This window comes from Rathayibacter sp. PhB152 (assembly GCF_003751395.1).
GTDB classification, from domain to species: Bacteria; Actinomycetota; Actinomycetes; order Actinomycetales; family Microbacteriaceae; genus Rathayibacter; species Rathayibacter festucae.
In genome coordinates, this window is the sequence record NZ_RJUT01000003.1 from 97,654 (window position 1) to 114,924 (window position 17,271).

Here is a 17,271-nt window from a genome sequence, read left to right on the forward strand (position 1 = left end):
CCATCGGGCGCCCCGGCCGGCCCCTTCCGCACCGATCCGCGAGGCTGTGATGACCGACGCCGTGTTCCGCCTGACCGGTGCGGAGTCGATCGAGCGGCGGGGCCTGCGCGACCACGTCTACGAGCGCGTGCTCGACGTGCTGCTCGGCCCGGACATCGAGCCGGGCATGCGCCTGTCGATCGACGCGGTGGCGCGCGAGCTCGGCGTCTCGCCGACGCCGGTGCGCGAGGCGCTCGTGCAGCTGGAGCGGACCGGCCTCGTCACCCGGGTGGCCAACAAGGGCTACCGGGTGGCGCCGCCGCTCGCCGACGACCAGCTCGACGCGCTCTTCGACGCGCGGCTGGTGCTCGAGAGCGGCGCGGCGGCGCTCGCGTCGGCGCACGAGGCGGCGCTGGTGCCGCGGCTGCAGGAGGCGCTCGCCGCGCACGAGGCGATGACCGCCGTCGTGCGCGCGGCCTCCACCGAGGGCGAGCTGCCGGTGGCGCTGCTGCGCGAGTACTTCGCGGTGGACTGGAACTTCCACCACCTGATCTTCGAGGGCACGCACAACCCGTTCCTGATCGACATGTCCGAGGCGATCTCCACGCGCGTGCACCGGATGCGCCAGACCGTGCAGACGGGCGTCAGCGACGCGGATGACGCCGTGCTGGAGCACCGGGCGATCGTGGACGCGTTCGCGGCCGGCCCGGAGGCGGCGGCTGCGGCGATGCGCGTGCACATCGAGCGGGTGCGCGAGCGCTCGCGCCGCGACTCCGTCCGCTGACACTGCGGCGTTCGGGGGCTGAACTCCGGCTCGCAGAATCGGCCCCGGCTCGCGGAATCCGGCGGTTCCCGCGTGCCGGAGTGCGTTCCGCGTGCCGGAGGTGGCCGGGGCTGAGCTCCGGCTCGCAGAATCGGCCTCGGCTCGCCGAATCGGGTGGTTCCCGCGTGCCGGAGTGCGTTCCGCGTGCCGGAGGTGGCCGGACGGTGCGCTGTCAGGGCGAGAGGTGTGCGCGGATGCCGCGACCCATGCTGGTCGAGTAGCCGCGGAGCGGCGTATCGAGACCTGGCTTCTGCAGGGGGGATCTCGATACGCCCGCCATGCGGGCTACTCGATCAGCATGGACCGCGCACTGCGCGGGTTGTTCGATCGGCAGGGGCCGCGCGATGCGCGGGCTGTTCGATCAGCAGGGGGACCGGCCGTCGGCCGGGCTGTCCGATCTGCAGGCGCTGAGCCCACTCATGCTGGTCGAGTAGCCGCGGAGCGGCGTATCGAGACCGACCCTCCTGCAGAACGGTGGATCTCTGTAGTCCCGCTGTGCGGGCTGCTCGATCAGCCGGAGGGTGGGACGGCGAAGGGCCCGGCCGCGGGTGCGGTCAGGCCCTTCACGGTGGCTGCGGGTCAGTGGCCCGCCTGCACGCTCGTGGTCTCGAGCAGCTCATCCGCCTTGGAGCCGCGGAAGAACTTGGTGCAGAACATCATGGCGGCGGCGAGGAAGGCGAAGACGCCGAGGGAGACGACTCCCCACACGCCGCTCTCGGTGGGCACGGCCTCATTGAAGCCGTTGCGCATCAGCGGGGCGACGAAGCCGCCCAGGTTGCCGAGCGAGTTGATCAGGCCGATGCCGGCCGCGGCCGCCGCTCCGGTGAGGAACGCGGTCGGGTAGGCCCAGGTGATCGGTCCGACGGAGAGGAAGCTCGCCACCGCGAGGGTGATGAACAGCAGGCCGAGGATCGGCTGGCCGGCCGAGCCCGCCCAGGCCGAGCCGAAGATCGACAGGCCGGTGAAGATGTAGAACATCGCACCCCAGGAGCGGCGGCGGCGGATCGTGTTGGCGTGCTGGCCCACGTAGTAGCAGGCGAACAGGCCCACCAGCCACGGGATGGCCGAGACGAGGCCGACCTGGAAGCCGACGTCCTGCCCGATCAGGTTCGCGACCTGCTGCGGGAGGTAGAAGGTGGTGCCGTAGACCGCGATCTGCAGGCAGAAGTAGATGATCGTGAAGTACCAGACCTTCCAGCTGGCCATCGCCTTCCAGATGCCGGTCGGGCCGTCGGCCTGGCGCACGGTGTCCTCGCGCTCCATCGCCGCCGTCAAGGAGTCCTTCTCGCCCTGCGTCAGCCACTTCGCCTTCTGCGGATGGTTCGTCAGGAACTTCAGCGCGGCGATGCCGGCGAGCACCGCGAGCACGCCCTCGGTGAAGAACATCACCTGCCAGCCCTCCCACGGGGTGATCTGGTTGCCGACGCTGATCAGGCCGCCGCTGAGCGGGGCGCCGAGCATCTGCGAGAAGGGCTGCGCCAGGTAGAAGATCGCGAACATCTGCACGCGGACCTTGTTGGGGAACCACTCCGACAGGAACATGATCACGCCGGGGAAGAGGCCGGCCTCGGTCACGCCGAGCAGGAAGCGCAGGATGATGAACATCGTGTCGCCGGTGGTGAAGGCGAACGCCGCGGCGACGATGCCCCAGGTGACCGCGATGCGGGCCAGCCAGAACCGGGCGCCGAAGCGCTTGAGCAGCAGATTGCTCGGGATCTCGAAGATCGCGTAGCCGATGAAGAAGATGCCGGCGCCGAGCGCGAACGCGCCGTCCGAGATGCCGCGGTCGACCGAGAGCGCCTCCTCGGCGAAGCCGACGTTGGTGCGGTCGAGGAACGCGACGAAGTAGAGGATGACGAGCATCGGCATCAGATGCCGGGACGCCTTCGAGATGGCGGATTTCAGCGCGGGATCACGGGTGGATCCGAGGGCTGGGGACGAGGTGGTCAAGGCGCTCTCCTTTGAGTCGGCCGAATGCGGTGAGGGTGGGAGGGTCAGGAGCCGAGGGCGGGCAGGATCTGCGCCATGCCGACGGCGACGAGGATCACGCCGACGCCGAGGAAGATCCAGCGGCCGAGCGACCAGGTTCCGGTGAGCTTGTTCATGGGGACGTCCGTTCCAGTGCTGAAGGGATCAGTGCCGAGGGATCGGTGCCGAGGGGATCAGTGCCGAGGGATCGGTGCCGAGGGGATCGGTGCCGAGGGATCGGTGCCGAGGGGGATCAGTGCATGTAGAGGCCGCCGTCGACGTTCAGGGTCTGACCCGTCACGAAGCCGGCGTCCTCGCTGATGAGGTACGCGATCGCCGCGGCGATGTCGCGGGGCGTGCCGATGCGCGGGAGCACGCCGTCGGCGGCCATGGCCGTCTTGCGCTCCTCGGTGAGGGTGCCGCCCATGATGTCGGTGTCGATCGGGCCGGGGGAGATCGCGTTGACGGTGATCCCCTGGCCGCCGAGCTCGCGGGCGACGCTGCGGGTGAAGCCGATGACGCCGGCCTTGGCCGCGGAGTAGGCGGTCTTGCTGAAGGTGCCGCCGCCGCGCTGCGCGGAGACGGAGGAGAGGCTGACGACGCGGCCGACGCCGCGGGCGACCATCGACTCCACCGCGCGGCGGGTGCTGAAGTGCACGCCGTTGAGGTTGACGTCGAGGACCCGCTGCCACTCCTCGGGAGTGACCTCGAGGTAGGAGACGGGGGAGGCGATCCCGGCCAGGTTGACCAGCGCCACGACGGGCGGGAGGGCGGCCTCGAGCGCGTCGAAGGCGGCGCGGACCTGCGCGTCGTCGGCGACGTTCGCTCCGGCGCCGGCGGCCTGGACGCCGTGCTGCTCGGCGATCTCGGCGGCCACCTCCTGCGCGGCCTCGGCGTGCAGGTCGATGACGCCGACGTTCCAGCCGAGCTCGGCGAGGTGGTGGGCGGAGTAGCGGCCGATGCCGCGCGGGGACGCGGCGCCGGTGAGGACGACGGTCCGGGACTCGGGGAATGCGGTCATGAGGGTGCTCCTTCTCGGTCGGCGCGTCAGGCGATCGGCGCGGGGCCGAGCTCGTCCATCAGCTTCTTGATGGCGACGTAGGCGCGGTTGCGGTACGCGATCAGCTCGGCGGTCCGCTCGGCGGGCACGTCGAGGTAGCCGGCGCCGGACTTGGTGCCGAACTTGCCGGCGTCGACCAGCGCGGCCAGCGACTCCGGGGTGGCGAAGCGCTCGGGCCAGCGGGTCTGCAGCGAGGCGTAGCAGAAGGCGTAGACGTCGAGGCCGGCCATGTCGGCGATCGCGAACGGGCCGAAGACGGGGAGGCGGAAGCCGAAGGTGGTGCGGACGATCGTGTCGATGTCCTCGGGGGTGGCGATGCCCTCCTCGACGATCTGCGTCGCCTCGTGGAAGAGCGCGTACTGCAGGCGGTTCAGCACGAAGCCGGTGGAGTCCTTGACCCGCGCGGTCTCCTTGCCGGTCGCCGCGACGATCTCCTCGGCCAGCGCGATCGCGCTCTCGGCGGTGCCGGCGTGCGGGATCAGCTCGACGCCGGGGATGAACGGCGCCGGGTTGGAGAAGTGCACGCCGAGGAAGCGCTCGGGGTTCGTCACGGCCTCGGCCAGCGAGCGGATCAGGATGGTCGAGGTGTTCGAGCCGATCACGGCGTCGGGGCGCGCGGCGGCGCTGATCCGGCGGAGGGTCTCGTGCTTGATCTCGATCTTCTCGGGCACGGCCTCCTCGATGAAGTCGGCGGTCGCGACGGCCTCCTCGATCGAGGCGGCGGGGGAGAGGTTCTGCCGGATCCGCTCGACCGCGTCCTCGGGGAAGAGACCGTCGGCGACGAACTGCGCGGTCTCGGTGAGCAGGCGCTCGTAGTTGCTGCGGGCGATCTCCTCGGAGATGTCGGCGATGACGACGGTGGCGCCGGAGAGCGCGAGGACCTGGGCCATGCCTCCGCCCATGTAGCCGGAGCCGACGACGGCGATGGTGCGCGCGGTCGGGGTGGTGGTGCCGGTGGTGTCTGCGGTGTCGCTCATGTCTGTCGTTCCTTACTGCGAGGCCCGGGCCGCGCGGGGCAGCAGCGAGCGGATGTAGGTCTGGTTGGTCGAGCACATGCCGAGGCTGTCGCCGCCGTAGTGCTCGGCGAGGAGGATGCCGCGGAAGCCGCCCTCGATCGCATCGCGCAGGACCTGGCGGTAGTTGATGAGACCGGCCTCCATGGTCGAGGGGACCGAGGTGGCCCAGGAGCCGTCGGCCGACTCGTCGCGGGTGTAGTTCTTCACGTGCATGTAGTTGGCGTAGGGGAGCGTCTTCGCGAACAGCTCGCGCCAGTCCTCGACCGGGCGGTGCAGGCGGATCAGGTTCGCGACGTCGGGGTTGAGGCCGACGTTGTCCAGGCCCACCTCCTCGACGAAGCGGACGGCGCTGTCGGCCGTGCCGAGGTAGGTGTCCTCGTAGAGCTCGAGTGCGAGGGGGAGGCCGACGTCGGCGGCGTGCTTCCCGAGCTCGCGGATGCGGCTGACGGCGGCGTTCCAGATGTCGGGGTCGTCGGGGTCCTTGGGGCCCTCGGCGGTCCAGAACCAGAGCGCGCGCTTCTGCGCCTCGCTGAACGGCTGGTGCAGACCGGTCGAGAAGACCTGCATGCCCCACTCGGCGGCCGCGTCGATGGTGCGGTGCGCGTAGGCGAGGTTCTTCTCCTCGTGCCCGGGCATGATCACGCTCTGGCGCTGCAGGTGCACCGAGGGGATGCCGATGCCGTGCGACTTCGCGATGCTGAGGAACTCGTCGCGGCGCGAGGGCTCGAGGTCGGCCGGGCGGACGTGGCTGTCGGCCAGCTCGGCGAGGGTGAAGCCGACCTGCTCGACCTGGGCGAACATGTCGTCCCAGACCTCGGGGGCCGCGTCGTGCAGGGCGACGCCGTCGCGGCCGACGGGCGGGATGCCGTGCAGGCAGGTGGCGATCGGCCAGGTCTCGGCGGTCCAGCTGTCGGGGTTCCAGTCGACGCCGTCCCAGGACTGCGCCCCCTGGAGGTTCGGCGCCCCCTGGACGGTCCGCGCGGGTGTGCTCTCGCTCATCAGTGCTCCATTGCGCTCGATGCGACCGGCGTTGGTCGCATAAAAGATCCTATAGGAAATATAGTCCTGGAGCGGCGGAGCGCAAGGGGCGGGCGGGGCCGCGGCCGGCGGGACGCCACCCCGGCCACCTCCGGCACGTGGGAACCGCTCCGGCACGCTGAGAATGTCCGATTCCGCGAGCCTGAGCTACAACCACGAGCCGAACGTCCGTCTCGGCTACCTCGGGCACGCAAAACTCAGTCCGGCGCGTTGAAACCCTGCGATTCCGCGTGCCCGGGCCGGAACTGCGAGCCGAACATGCGCGCCGGCCATCTCCGGCTCGCGAGAACCGCTTGGGCACGCCGGAACCATCCGATTCGGCGAGCCTGAGCCGGAACGGCGAGCCGAATATCCGTCCCGGCCACCTCCGGCACGCGAGAACAGTTCTGGCACGTCATAACCGTGCGATCTCGCGTGCCCGGGCCGGAACTGGGGGCCGAACATCCGCCACCGGCCTCCTCCGGCACGCGAGAACCGCTTGGGCACGACGGAACCACCCGATTCCGCGAGCCCGAGCCGGATCCGCGAGCCGAAGTCTCACCACGGCCACCTCCGGCATGCGAGAACCAGTACGGCGCGCCGGAACCGGCTGATTCCACGAGCCCGAGCCGATCGCGCGAGCCGAACCTCCGGCACCGGTCGGTCGGCGCGTCTCCGGCACGTGGAAACCGCTCCGGCACGGAGGAACCGGCCGATTCGGTGGGACCGGGCCGGGGCCACGAGTCCTTCGTCGTGCACCGCGGCGGCAGCGGCGGATAGCCGAACGGCGGGGACCCCCGAGGGGACCCCCGCCGTCAGCGGTGGTGCGGTGGTGCGGCGGGCGTCAGCTCAGCGTGGAGCGGACCGCCGCGCGCGCCTGGTCGAGCGCGCTGCGCAGGGCGTCCGTGCTCGCCGCGGTCACGGAGCCGTGCGCGGCGGCCGTGCGCAGCTCGGCGCGCAGCTCGTCGCGGAACTCGGTGAGCAACACCTCGGCGTCGCGCAGGGCGAGCCGGGAGGCGGTGCGCGCGTCGACCGCGGCGGTGTCGGCGGCCGGGGTCTCCGCGGACGGGGCGTCCTGCGGGCGCTGGCCCGACGTCGACTCCGACGACTCCTGCGTCGACTCCGCCGGGGCGGGCGTCTCGGCCGAGTGCTCCGGACCGCCGCGGGACGGTCGCGAGTCGCGAGCGGCGCTCGCCAGATCCGCGCGCAGGCTCTTCATCGCCTCCGCGACGCCGAGGCGCACCTCGTCGGCCAGGCGGCGGACGGAGTCGGTCAGCTCCTCCTCGATGTCGCCGAGGTCGGTCGCGCGGTTCGCCAGCTCGTCGCGGCCGGCGTCGGTGATGGAGTAGACGGTCTTGCGGCCGTCGGCCTCCTTGGTGACCAGGCCCTCCTCCTCGAGCTTCGCGAGGCGCGGGTAGACCGTGCCGGCGCTCGGGGCGTAGGTGCCGCCGAAGCGCTCGCTGAGCGCCTGGATCAGCTCGTAACCGTGCTTGGGCGACTCCGCGAGGAGGTTGAGCAGGTAGAGGCGCAGGCGGCCGTGCGCGAAGACGGGGCTCACAGCGCGCTCGCGTCGGTCAGGCGCTGTTCGGCGGGAGCGGCGGGCGAGCGGCGGACGACGGTGACGGCGCCGGTCACCGAGTTGGCGGTGACGTCGACCCACTTGGAGTCGAGCGAGCCGGTGGTCGCGGTGTAGCCGCGGCCGAACGTGCCCTTGACGACCTCGCCGTCGAGCTGGAGCGTGCCGGTGGCGGTGTTGATCCGGTAGCGGGCGCCGAGGCCCTCGTCGATGCGGATGGTGAGGTCGCCGCTGACGGTGTTGCACTGGATCTCGTCCGGTGCGTCCTCGGCGTCGACGAAGACGCTGCCCGAGACGCCGTCGACGGAGAAGCGGGTGAGCGCGCCGGCGGTGGTGACGTCGCCGGAGACGGTGTGCGCGGTGACGCGGCCGGTGTGGTTGCGGACGGAGAGCTCGCCGTGGACGGTGTTCGCCTCGATGTCGCCGCGCAGGCCGTCGATGACGATGTCGCCGCCGACCGTGGAGACGCGGGCGTCCGAGTGCAGGCCCGAGACGAGGCCGTCGGCCGAGACGGTGTCGAACTTGAGCGCGACGCCGCGGGGGACGAGCAGGCTGATGTCGGCGCGGTCGCCCTTGCGGCCGAGGCCCTTGGCGACGTCGACGACGGTGTCCCAGCGGAGCTGGATGTGGTCGACCTCGAGGCGGTCGCCGTCCATCGAGACCTTGAGCGGACGGCCGGAGACACTGTGCACCTCGACGCGGGCGGTGGGCTCGTCGTGCCCGATGACGTCGATCTGACCGCCGACCAGGGCGATCTTGATCGCGCGGACGACGTCGAGGTCGATGACCTTCGTCTCGCCCGCCTGCACGAGCCATTTCTCGAGAGACATGGTGCTCCTCCTTCTGCGCCCTCGTGGGGCGATCCTGCTGCTGGTGATGTCGGGACGACTCGCGATATAGCGCGAGTCGATGGAAGTCACGATATATCGCGTCTGGCGCCGTGGGCAAGAGCGCTCGGCGATCACCCAGGGGACGACGGGCGTCTGCTAGACCGGGAGCATGGATCCGCTCGCGGCACTGCAGGAGATCGCCGCCCTGCTCGAGCAGGAGCGGGCGTCGAAGTACCGCGCCAAGGCGTTCCGGAAGGCACTCGCCGTGCTCGAGGGCATGGCCGAGGGGGAGCGGACCGACCTCGCGCTGGTCCGCGCGGCGCCGGGGATCGGCGACACGACCTTCACCGTCATCAGCCAGGCGCTCGAGGGGCGGGTGCCGGACTACCTCGCCGAGCTTCGCGGCACCGCGTCCCTGCCCGAGAGCGCGCTGCGGAGCCTCCTCCGCGGCGACCTGCACAGCCACAGCGAGTGGTCCGACGGAGCGATGCCGATCGCAGCGATGGCCGACGCGGCCCGCGCGCTCGGCCACGAGTACCTCGCGCTGACCGACCACTCGCCGCGGCTGCGGGTCGCCCACGGGCTGAGCGCCGAGCGGCTCGCCGAGCAGCTGGAGCACCTGGCCGGTCTCGACACCGGATCGCTGCGGCTGCTCAGCGGGATCGAGGTCGACGTGCTGGAGGACGGCGCGCTCGACCAGTCGGAGGAGATGCTCGCGCGGCTCGACGTCGTGGTCGCGAGCGCGCACTCGAAGCTGCGGATGCCGAGCCGCGAGATGACGGCGCGCCTGGTCGCGGCGGCCGCGCATCCGCGGACCCGGGTGCTCGGGCACGTCACCGGGCGGCTCGTCACGGGGGAGCGCGGCACCCGGCCGCCGTCGACCTTCGACGCCGGCGCCGTCTTCCGGGCCTGCGCCGAGCACGGGACCGCGGTCGAGATCAACGCCCGCCCCGAGCGGGAGGACCCGCCGGACGAGCTGATCGCCCTGGCCCTCGAGGCCGGCTGCCTCTTCTCCATCGACAGCGATGCGCACGCCCCCGGCCAGCTCGGCCTCCTCGACTACGGCGCCGAGCGCGCCGAGCGCCTCGGTGTCCCACCCGCCCGCATCGTCACGACGTGGCCGCTCCCGCGACTCCTGGACTGGCTGGCGCCCTGATCCCCGCCGCGAGATGCCACTTGTGCACGCTTTTCACGGCGTGTCGCGTACACAAGTGGCATCTCGCGGAAGGCGAAGTCGCGGGTGGTACCCCCTTGACAGGAGGAGCTAGCGCGGGGGGAGTTCCGGCGCAAGTAGTGATTTCCCAGCGTGGGGAGCGGCATGCTCGTGGGGGCCGTCTCCGAGGCGCGCCCTCCTCCGCTCCGACCAGACCAGGTGATCCGTGGCCACGCAGACCGTTCTCGACGCCGTGCGCGCAGCGCCCACCCTCCTCGAGGCGATCCGGGCGGCCGACGCCCTGACGATCGCCGCCGTGAGCGACGGGGGCGGACGCGCGGTGCGGCTGCTCACCCGCGCGGCCCTCGACCCGAGCGACCAGCTCACCGCCATCGCCGCGGTGCACTCGCTCGCGCAGGTCTTCGACGAGGAGGCCGACCTCGCGCTGCTGCGGCTGCTCGCCGACGAGCGCGCCTTCATCCGCGAGCACGCCGCCTGGGCGTTCGGCGGACGCCTGCCCCGGCCGGCCGCGGTCGGCCCGCTGCTGCGCATGGTCCGCGACGGCGGCTTCGCCGGCATGCTCGCGCAGCGCACCCTGCTGCTCTGGGCGTCCTCCACCCCCGACCTCGTCGCGCTCGCGCTCGAGGGCGCGCTGATCGGCGAGCGCGACCGCGACGTCCGCGCGCGCTACGTCGAGACGATCGGCCTGGTCCCCGGCGCGATCGCCGAGCGGACCCTCCTGCACACCGCCGCCGACGAGGGCGAGGTGTTCGAGGCGCGCGCCGCAGCCGCCGACGCGCTCGGCGAGCGGCCCTCCGACGACGCCGCGCTGATGCTCGCCCGCCTCGGCGAGATGCCCGAGCCGCTCGGCCCCGTGGCGCGCGTAGCCCTCGCCGACCGCGCCATCGCTCCTGTCGCCGACGCCGGCCCCACCGTCGCGCAGCTCTTCGTGCACGCCGACATCGACGGCACGCTCACCCGCGTCGGCGCGGGCGACAACGGCGGCATCGCCACCCTCCTCGTCCGCCTCGGCGACGCGCTGACGGAGGAGGACGGCATCGAGCGCGTCCTCACCCTCTCCCGCGGCACCCCGGCCGAGGCCGAGCGCGCGCTCGCCGAGCTGCCCGCCGCGGGCCACGGCTTCGCTCCCGTGCCGTTCGTGGGCGCCGCCGTGCCGATGCCGCTCGCCTGGCCGCGGCGCATCGCCGCCGAGCGCGGGATCCGCCGGTACCTCCGCGCGGCCGGCCGCGTCGACGTCGTGCACCTGCGGATGGCCGACGTCGGCTCGCTCGCCGCGGCCGCCGTCGCGCGCGAGCTGGAGATCCCCGTCGTCTTCACCGTCGCACCCGACCCGCACGCGCTGATCGCCGGGCTCGACGAGGCGGGCACCCTCTCGCGCGCCGACTTCGGCGACCGCGACGCCGTCGAGCACTTCTGGTTCCGGGTGCGCCTGGTGCAGCGGCTCGCCGCCGACGCCGCGCACACCGTGCTCTTCCCGCGCGCCGAGCTCGCCGAGACGATGCGTGACATGCTCGGCATCGACATCACCGCGCACCCCGAGCGGCACACGATCGTCCCCGAGGGGATCGACGTGCGCCTGGTCGAGCGCGGCGAGGAGGCGGCGCGCGCCGCCGCGGCCGGTGAGCCGGTCGCCCTCGACGCCGGCGACGACCTCTCCGCCCTCGACGCGCTCCTCGCCGAGCTGCCGGCCGAGCGCCGCGGGCTGCCGCTGCTGCTCAGCGTCGGGCGGCTGCACCGGGTGAAGGGGATGGCGACGCTGGCCGAGGCCTGGGCCGGCTCGCCGCTGCGCGACCGCGCGAACCTCCTCCTCGTCGGCGGCGACCTCGACGCGCCGACCCCCGACGAGACGGAGCAGCTCGACCGGATCCGCGCCGTCACCGCCCGGCCCGGCTCCGCGGGCGGTCTGCTGCTCGCCGGGCACCGCCCCAACGGGACCGTCGCGCGCTGGCTGGGCGCCGTGCGTCACGGCCGCCCCGGGCTCGCCGCGGCCGGCGGCGCCTACGTCTGCGCGAGCGTCAAGGAGGAGTTCGGCATCGCGCTGCTCGAGGCGCTCGCCGCGGGGCTGCCGGTGGTCGCACCGGCCACGGGCGGCCCGGCGACCTACGTGGAGGAGGGCGTGACCGGCTTCCTGATCGACACCTCCGACCAGGAGGCGCTCGCCGTCGCCGCCTGCCTCGCGCTCGACCTCGCCGCCGGTCCGCTCGCCGAGTACTCCGCCGAGCGCGGCCGCGCCATGGTGCGCGAGCGCTACACGATCGAGGCGATGGCGCACGCGCTCTCCGCCGTCTACGCGCGGGCGACCGCGGAGCAGGAGCGCCCGCTCGGCTCGGACCTCGTGCTGGGCGCCTCGTGACCCTGCTGATCGTCAGCCCCGACTACGCCTCGCACCTGCTGCCGCTGGCGACCCTCGGCACCGCCTGGCGCGCGGCCGGGGAGCGCGTCGTGGTCGCGACCGGCGACGCGACGCGCTCGATCGTCGACGGCTTCGGCTTCGAGCACGTCCCGCTCCGGCTCGGGCGCGGCTCCAACCCGGGCACGATCCGGGCGGAGGAGCAGGCGCCCGACGAGGGCGACTCGCTCCGCGGCTTCTTCGACGCGACCCGCCGCGGGATGGTGCCGACGCTCGAGTACCAGGCCGGCGAGCGGCTGACCGACCTGCTCTGGGACCCGGCGGGCGTCGCCGCGCGGCTGCGCGAGATCCTCGACGAGGTCCGGCCCGACGCGATCGTCGTCGACCACCTCGCCTTCACCGCGCGGGTCGCGCTGCGGGCGCTCGGCGTGCCCTACGGCGACGTGGTGCTCGGGCACCCGAGCGCGCTGACGGTGCCCGGCGAGGTCTACGGCTTCCCGCCGGTCTGGCCCGACGCCTTCGAGCCGCCGGCCGAGGATCTCGCGCGGCTGCGCACGCTCTGCGAGCGGGTCCGCGACTCCTTCACGGCGGAGTGGAACGCCGCGCTGACCGCGCTCGACCCGGCCGCGCCGCTCAGCCTCGACGCCTTCGCGGAGAGCGGCGACGTGCTGCTGCTGAACTACCCCGGAGAGCTGCACGACGCGGCGCGGACGGCGCAGCTGCCGCCGCACGCCTTCCTCGGCTCGGCCGTCCGCGGCGAGCCGCGCGACGCCGAGGTGGAGGAGTGGCTCGCCGCCTCGGACGACCCGGTCGTCTACGTGAGCTTCGGCAGCTTCCTCTCGGTGCGCGACGACGTGCTCGCGCGGGTGGTGGCGGCGCTGGCCGGCGTCTCCGTCGACGGGCGGCCGGTGCGCGTCGCGCTCGCCTCGGGCGCGACCGATCCGTCGGCCCTGGGCGACGTGCCCGCCGGCTGGTTGGTCCGCGGCTTCCTGCCGCAGGTGACGCTGCTCGGCCGGGCCGCGCTGGCGGTCACGCACGGCGGCAACAACAGCGTGACGGAGTCGATGACGGCCGGGGTGCCGCTGGTCGTGCTGCCGTTCTCGACGGACCAGTTCGCGGGGGCCGCGGCGCTGGAGGACGCGGGGGTCGCGGAGGTGCTCGATCCGAACGCGGCCGGGGTGCCCGAGCTGGCGGACGCGGCGCGGCGGATGCTCGCGCTCGACGGCGCGGCGCGGGAGCGGTTGGACGAGCTGTCCGCGGCGCTCACCGGGACGACCGGCCCCGAGCGCGCCTACGCGGCTTTGGCGCTTGCCGCGTCGTGAGCGAGGACGACCCCCTCGAGGACGGGCCCACCGACGACGGGCGCTGGCTGGTCGTCAACGGCCGCCGCTGGCGCCGGACCGACCCGAGTCTCCCCGAGGACGTCGTCGCGGCGCTGAAGTCGCACCTCGGCCGTGGCCGCTCCGGCGTGCGCACGGCGAAGAAGGCCGGCGACGACGCCGCGGTCGCCGCCGCCCGCACGCGGACCGGCCTGGCCAAGCACGGCCTCGGCGAGCGCGGCCCGAAGTGGTGGGACGAGCCCGAGTCCGCCCGCCTCGACCGCGCCCTGGCGGCCCTCCGCGACCTCGACGCCCTGTAGCCCCTCCCGTCCCGCGAGATGCCACTTGTGAGCGCTTCCGTCGGCGTGTCGCGCTCATAAGTGGCATCTCGCGGAGCGGAGCAGGGGGCGTCAGAGCAGGGACTCCGCGAGGGAGAGGGCGCCGCGGACGCCGGCCTCGTCGCCGAGGGCCGGGGGGACCAGGCGGAGGTGGGCGGCGCCGGTGCCGTTCGCACCGGGGGCGCCCATCAGGCGCTCCACCTCGGCCTCGGTGGCGGCGAGCAGGCCGGGCGTCTTGGCGACGCCGCCGCCGACGATGGCGAGCCGGACGCCCGCGACGTAGGCGAGCGTCGTCACGAGCTGGGCGAGGTAGTAGGAGCTGAAGCGCAGGTTCGCCGCCGCGTCCTCCGCACCGAGGCTCGAGCCGTCCACACCCCAGCGCGCCGAGATCGCCGGGCCGGCGACGAGCCCCTCGAGGCAGTCGCCGTGGAACGGGCAGGTGCCCTCGAAGCGGTCCTCCGGGTGCCGGCGGGGCAGCACGTGCGCCACCTCGGGCCAGCCGCTGCCGGCGAGGAGACGGCCGCCCGCGACGAGGCCGCCGCCGACCCCGGTGCCGACGGTCAGGTAGACGAAATCGGGCTCGCCCTGCCCCGCGCCCCAGCGCGCCTCGCCGAGGGCGGCGCCGTTGACGTCGGTCACGAGCGCGGAGCGGGCGCCGGGCGCCGCCGCCTCGAGCGGGGACAGCACGTCGGTGCCCTCCCAGCCGAGCTTGGGCGTGGAGGTGAGCCGGCCGTAGCCGGGGGAGGCGGGGTCGATGTCGAGCGGGCCGAACGAGGCGACGCCGATCGCGGCGACCGTCCCCTCGACGCCGTGGTCGCGGGCGAACGCGGCCAGGTCGCCGAGGGTCTCTGCGGGGCCGCGGGTGGGCAGGGTCGTGGTGGCGAGGATCCGCTCGGGGTCCTCGCGCGCGGCGACCGCGGCGACGACCTTGGTGCCGCCGGTCTCGATGCCGAGGAGGAGGGCGCGAGGCGCGGTGTCCGAGGTCACCGGGTCGGCAGGACGTGCACGGGCGGACGGCGGCGTCGAGGAGTCACGGTGAGGCTTTCCGTTGAGCGCGGCGGGCCGCGGCGGACACGATGCTCGAATGCTAACGGCCGCGCACCGAGGGCGCTCAGCGGGAACCTCCGGCTCCGGGCCGATCGAGCAGGGCGCGTGGCGGAGCGATGGCGGCGGAGGTCCTGGTGGTGGTGGGTCTCGATACGCCCTGCGGGCTACTCGACCAGCAGGGGGTGGCCCTGCGGGCTGCTCGACCAGCAGGGGGTGGCCCTGCGGGCTGCTCGACCAGCAGGGGGTGGCCCTGCGGGCTACTCGACCAGCAGGGGGCGGGCGTCTCTTCCACAGAGATCCGACGTCCGCGGGAGTGGTCGCCGGACTCCCGCCCTCCCCGTGCGTCACGGCCGGCGCCACGGACGGACGGTCCATCCCTTCGGAGGCGTCCTCGCCGCAGTGCCGCGATCCTGCGCGCGAGACCGCGATAGTGAGCGATTCCGTGCGTCTCCTGGCGAAAATCGCAGGATCCGCGCGTGCGAGACTGGTTGCGAGCGTGCTCCACCCGCCTCGCGGGGACGGAGCCACTGGACCCGGTCCGCTCATCCGCATCCTTTCGCAGGAGGACTCGAATGACCGATACCGCCGTGCTCGCCACCGCCCCGACCCGCACCCCCGTCGCCAAGACCGTCCTGATGTGCCGCCCCGAGCACTTCACCGTCGTCTACCGCATCAACCCCTGGATGGACCCGCAGGTCCCCACCGACACCGCCCTCGCCGTGCGCCAGTGGCAGACGCTGTACGACACCTACGTCGAGCTCGGCTTCGACGTGCAGCTGATCGAGCCCGAGGCCGGCCTGCCCGACATGGTCTACGCCGCGAACGGCGGCTTCGTGATCGACGGCATCGCCTACGGCGCCTCCTTCACCTACCCCGAGCGCCAGCCCGAGGGCCCCGCGTACATGGACTGGTTCCGCGGCGCCGGCTTCGACGTGCGCGTGCCCGAGGAGGTCAACGAGGGCGAGGGCGACTTCCTCCTCGTCGGCGAGCGCATCCTCGCCGGCACAGGCTTCCGCTCCGCGTCCGACTCGCACGCCGAGGTCGCCCGGATCTTCGGCCGCGAGGTCGTCACCCTCGAGCTGGTGAACCCCTCGTTCTACCACCTCGACACCGCGATCGCCGTGCTCGACGACACGAACATCGCCTACCTGCCGAGCGCGTTCAGCGAGGAGGGCAACCGCGTCCTCCGCGAGCTCTATCCCGACGCGATCCTCGTCTCGGAGGAGGACGCGTCCGTCCTCGGGCTCAACTCCTTCTCCGACGGCCTCAACGTCGTCATCGCCTCGCGCGCGGCCGGCTTCGAGCGCCAGCTGCGCGAGCGCGGCTACCACCCGATCGGCGTCGACCTGTCCGAGCTTCTGCTCGGCGGCGGCGGCGTGAAGTGCTGCACCCTCGAGCTGCGGCGCTGACCCCTCCCCTTCTCCCTCACCCACTCCGCAGAAGTCGTCGTACTCGGCGCTCGAGTACGACAACTTCTGAGGAGTCGATCGTCCTCAGGAGGCACGACATGAGCATCACCGAGACCGACCGTTCCGCCGAGCTGATCGCCGCGGAGGAGGCGCACGCCGCGCACAACTACCACCCCCTGCCCGTCGTCGCCGCGACCGGCGAGGGCGCCTGGATCACCGACGTCGAGGGGCGCCGCTACCTCGACTGCCTCGCCGCGTACTCCGCCGTCAACTTCGGCCACTCGCACCCGGTGCTGCTGGACGCCGCGCGCGCGCAGCTCTCCCGGGTCACCCTCACCAGCCGCGCCTTCCACAACGACAAGCTCGGCCCGTTCGTGACGGCGCTCGCCGCGCTCGCCGGCAAGGACATGGTCCTCCCGATGAACACGGGCGCGGAGGCGGTCGAGTCCGGCATCAAGGTCGCCCGGGCCTGGGGCTACCGGGTGAAGGGCGTCGCGCCGGGCCGCGCGAACATCATCGTCGCGGCCGGCAACTTCCACGGCCGCACCACCACGATCATCTCGTTCAGCGACGACGCGGAGGCGCGCGACGGCTTCGCGCCGTTCACGCCCGGCTTCCGCACGGTGCCCTTCGGCGACGCGGCGGCCCTCGAGGCCGCGATCGACGAGGACACCGTCGCCGTGCTGATCGAGCCGATCCAGGGCGAGGCGGGCATCGTCGTCCCGCCGGCCGACTACCTCCCCGCCGTCCGCGAGATCACCGCGCGGCACAACGTGCTCTTCATCGCCGACGAGATCCAGTCCGGCCTCGGCCGCACCGGCGCGACCTTCGCCTGCGACCTCGTCGACGTCGTCCCGGACGTCTACCTGCTGGGCAAGGCGCTCGGCGGCGGCATCGTGCCCGTCTCGGCGGTCGTCGCGAACGCCGACGTGCTCGGCGTGCTCCAGCCCGGCCAGCACGGCTCGACCTTCGGCGGCAACCCGCTCGCCGCCGCCGTCGGCCTCGCGGTCGTCGAGCTGCTCGCCACCGGCGAGTACCAGGCGCTGGCCCGCGAGCGCGGCGCCCAGCTGCACGCCCGCCTCACCGCGCTGATCGGGCGCGGCGTGGTCGCCGTCCGCGGCGCCGGACTCTGGGCCGGCATCGACATCGACCCCGCCCTCGCCTCCGGCCGCGCCGTCTGCGAGGCCCTGATGGCCCGCGGCGTCCTGGCCAAGGACACCCACGGCTCGACCATCCGCCTCGCCCCGCCCCTCGTCGTCACCGCCGCCGAGATCGACTCCGCCGTCGACGAGCTGGAGGCCGTGCTCGACTCCCTGCGCTAACGCCCCGCCTCCCTCCCGCGAGATGCCACTTGTGCACGCCTTC

The 17,271-nt window shown here is 73.2% G+C and carries 14 protein-coding genes; 7 read left to right on the forward strand and 7 right to left on the reverse strand.

Annotated elements, in window-relative coordinates; genetic code table 11:
• The first annotated feature begins 49 nt into the window (after positions 1-49).
• A complete protein-coding gene (locus EDF36_RS07410; protein ID WP_123448089.1) occupies positions 50-763 on the forward strand; it encodes a GntR family transcriptional regulator in 714 nt (237 codons plus the stop codon).
• Between the two features lie 618 nt (positions 764-1,381).
• Here EDF36_RS07410 and EDF36_RS07415 read toward each other — a convergent pair.
• From EDF36_RS07415 to EDF36_RS07440, 6 genes are all read right to left on the reverse strand, one after another.
• On the reverse strand, positions 1,382-2,752 hold the full coding sequence (locus EDF36_RS07415; protein ID WP_243600689.1) for an MFS transporter: 1,371 nt from the start codon (positions 2,750-2,752) through the stop codon (positions 1,382-1,384).
• A 271-nt stretch (positions 2,753-3,023) separates the two neighbouring features.
• Complete coding sequence (locus tag EDF36_RS07420) at positions 3,024-3,791, reverse strand: SDR family NAD(P)-dependent oxidoreductase (protein WP_123706334.1); 768 nt, start codon at positions 3,789-3,791, stop codon at positions 3,024-3,026.
• A gap of 26 nt (positions 3,792-3,817) precedes the next feature.
• A complete protein-coding gene (locus EDF36_RS07425; RefSeq protein ID WP_123732511.1) occupies positions 3,818-4,807 on the reverse strand; it encodes a 3-hydroxyacyl-CoA dehydrogenase family protein in 990 nt (329 codons plus the stop codon).
• A gap of 12 nt (positions 4,808-4,819) precedes the next feature.
• Positions 4,820-5,845 (reverse strand): sugar phosphate isomerase/epimerase, encoded by a 1,026-nt coding sequence (locus EDF36_RS07430; RefSeq protein WP_123732512.1) that lies wholly within the window; start codon positions 5,843-5,845, stop codon positions 4,820-4,822.
• Positions 5,846-6,707: 862 nt separating this feature from the next.
• Positions 6,708-7,421: a PadR family transcriptional regulator gene (locus EDF36_RS07435; protein WP_123732513.1), complete on the reverse strand. Its 714-nt coding sequence runs from the start codon at positions 7,419-7,421 to the stop codon at positions 6,708-6,710.
• Entirely contained in the window at positions 7,418-8,269 is an 852-nt protein-coding gene (locus EDF36_RS07440) for a DUF4097 family beta strand repeat-containing protein (protein WP_123732514.1), read from the reverse strand. The genes EDF36_RS07435 and EDF36_RS07440 overlap by 4 nt, the downstream gene beginning before the upstream one ends.
• A 169-nt stretch (positions 8,270-8,438) precedes the next feature.
• Here EDF36_RS07440 and EDF36_RS07445 point away from each other — a divergent pair, with 169 nt between their 5' ends.
• From EDF36_RS07445 to EDF36_RS07460, 4 genes are all read left to right on the forward strand, one after another.
• Positions 8,439-9,425 (forward strand): PHP domain-containing protein, encoded by a 987-nt coding sequence (locus EDF36_RS07445; RefSeq protein ID WP_123732515.1) that lies wholly within the window; start codon positions 8,439-8,441, stop codon positions 9,423-9,425.
• Positions 9,426-9,648: 223 nt separating this feature from the next.
• Positions 9,649-11,796, forward strand: coding sequence for a glycosyltransferase (locus EDF36_RS07450; RefSeq protein WP_123732516.1), 2,148 nt, complete (start codon positions 9,649-9,651; stop codon positions 11,794-11,796).
• The gene (locus EDF36_RS07455; RefSeq protein ID WP_123732517.1) at positions 11,793-13,115 is read left to right on the forward strand and encodes a glycosyltransferase; all 1,323 of its coding nucleotides are present in this window, start codon (positions 11,793-11,795) and stop codon (positions 13,113-13,115) included. The genes EDF36_RS07450 and EDF36_RS07455 overlap by 4 nt, the downstream gene beginning before the upstream one ends.
• Positions 13,112-13,432: a biopolymer transporter Tol gene (locus EDF36_RS07460; RefSeq protein ID WP_123732518.1), complete on the forward strand. Its 321-nt coding sequence runs from the start codon at positions 13,112-13,114 to the stop codon at positions 13,430-13,432. The genes EDF36_RS07455 and EDF36_RS07460 overlap by 4 nt, the downstream gene beginning before the upstream one ends.
• 90 nt (positions 13,433-13,522) lie before the next feature.
• Here EDF36_RS07460 and EDF36_RS21180 read toward each other — a convergent pair whose 3' ends face one another.
• Positions 13,523-14,437, reverse strand: coding sequence for an ROK family protein (locus EDF36_RS21180; RefSeq protein ID WP_185020404.1), 915 nt, complete (start codon positions 14,435-14,437; stop codon positions 13,523-13,525).
• A 632-nt stretch (positions 14,438-15,069) separates the two neighbouring features.
• Here EDF36_RS21180 and ddaH point away from each other — a divergent pair.
• Both ddaH and rocD read left to right on the forward strand, forming a co-directional pair.
• Positions 15,070-15,906: a dimethylargininase gene (gene ddaH, locus EDF36_RS07470; RefSeq protein ID WP_123732520.1), complete on the forward strand. Its 837-nt coding sequence runs from the start codon at positions 15,070-15,072 to the stop codon at positions 15,904-15,906.
• A 98-nt stretch (positions 15,907-16,004) separates the two neighbouring features.
• Positions 16,005-17,228: an ornithine--oxo-acid transaminase gene (gene rocD, locus EDF36_RS07475; protein WP_123732521.1), complete on the forward strand. Its 1,224-nt coding sequence runs from the start codon at positions 16,005-16,007 to the stop codon at positions 17,226-17,228.
• Positions 17,229-17,271: the final 43 nt, after the last annotated feature.

What these genes read in the sequence shown, in the direction of transcription:
- EDF36_RS07410 (WP_123448089.1), top strand. Translation starts at nt 50, where the DNA reads ATGACCGACGCCGTGTTCCGCCTGACCGGTGCGGAGTCGATCGAGCGG.
- EDF36_RS07420 (WP_123706334.1), bottom strand. Translation starts at nt 3,791, where the DNA reads ATGACCGCATTCCCCGAGTCCCGGACCGTCGTCCTCACCGGCGCCGCG.
- EDF36_RS07425 (WP_123732511.1), bottom strand. Translation starts at nt 4,807, where the DNA reads ATGAGCGACACCGCAGACACCACCGGCACCACCACCCCGACCGCGCGC.
- EDF36_RS07430 (WP_123732512.1), bottom strand. Translation starts at nt 5,845, where the DNA reads ATGAGCGAGAGCACACCCGCGCGGACCGTCCAGGGGGCGCCGAACCTC.
- EDF36_RS07440 (WP_123732514.1), bottom strand. Translation starts at nt 8,269, where the DNA reads ATGTCTCTCGAGAAATGGCTCGTGCAGGCGGGCGAGACGAAGGTCATC.
- EDF36_RS07445 (WP_123732515.1), top strand. Translation starts at nt 8,439, where the DNA reads ATGGATCCGCTCGCGGCACTGCAGGAGATCGCCGCCCTGCTCGAGCAG.
- ddaH (WP_123732520.1), top strand. Translation starts at nt 15,070, where the DNA reads ATGACCGATACCGCCGTGCTCGCCACCGCCCCGACCCGCACCCCCGTC.
- rocD (WP_123732521.1), top strand. Translation starts at nt 16,005, where the DNA reads ATGAGCATCACCGAGACCGACCGTTCCGCCGAGCTGATCGCCGCGGAG.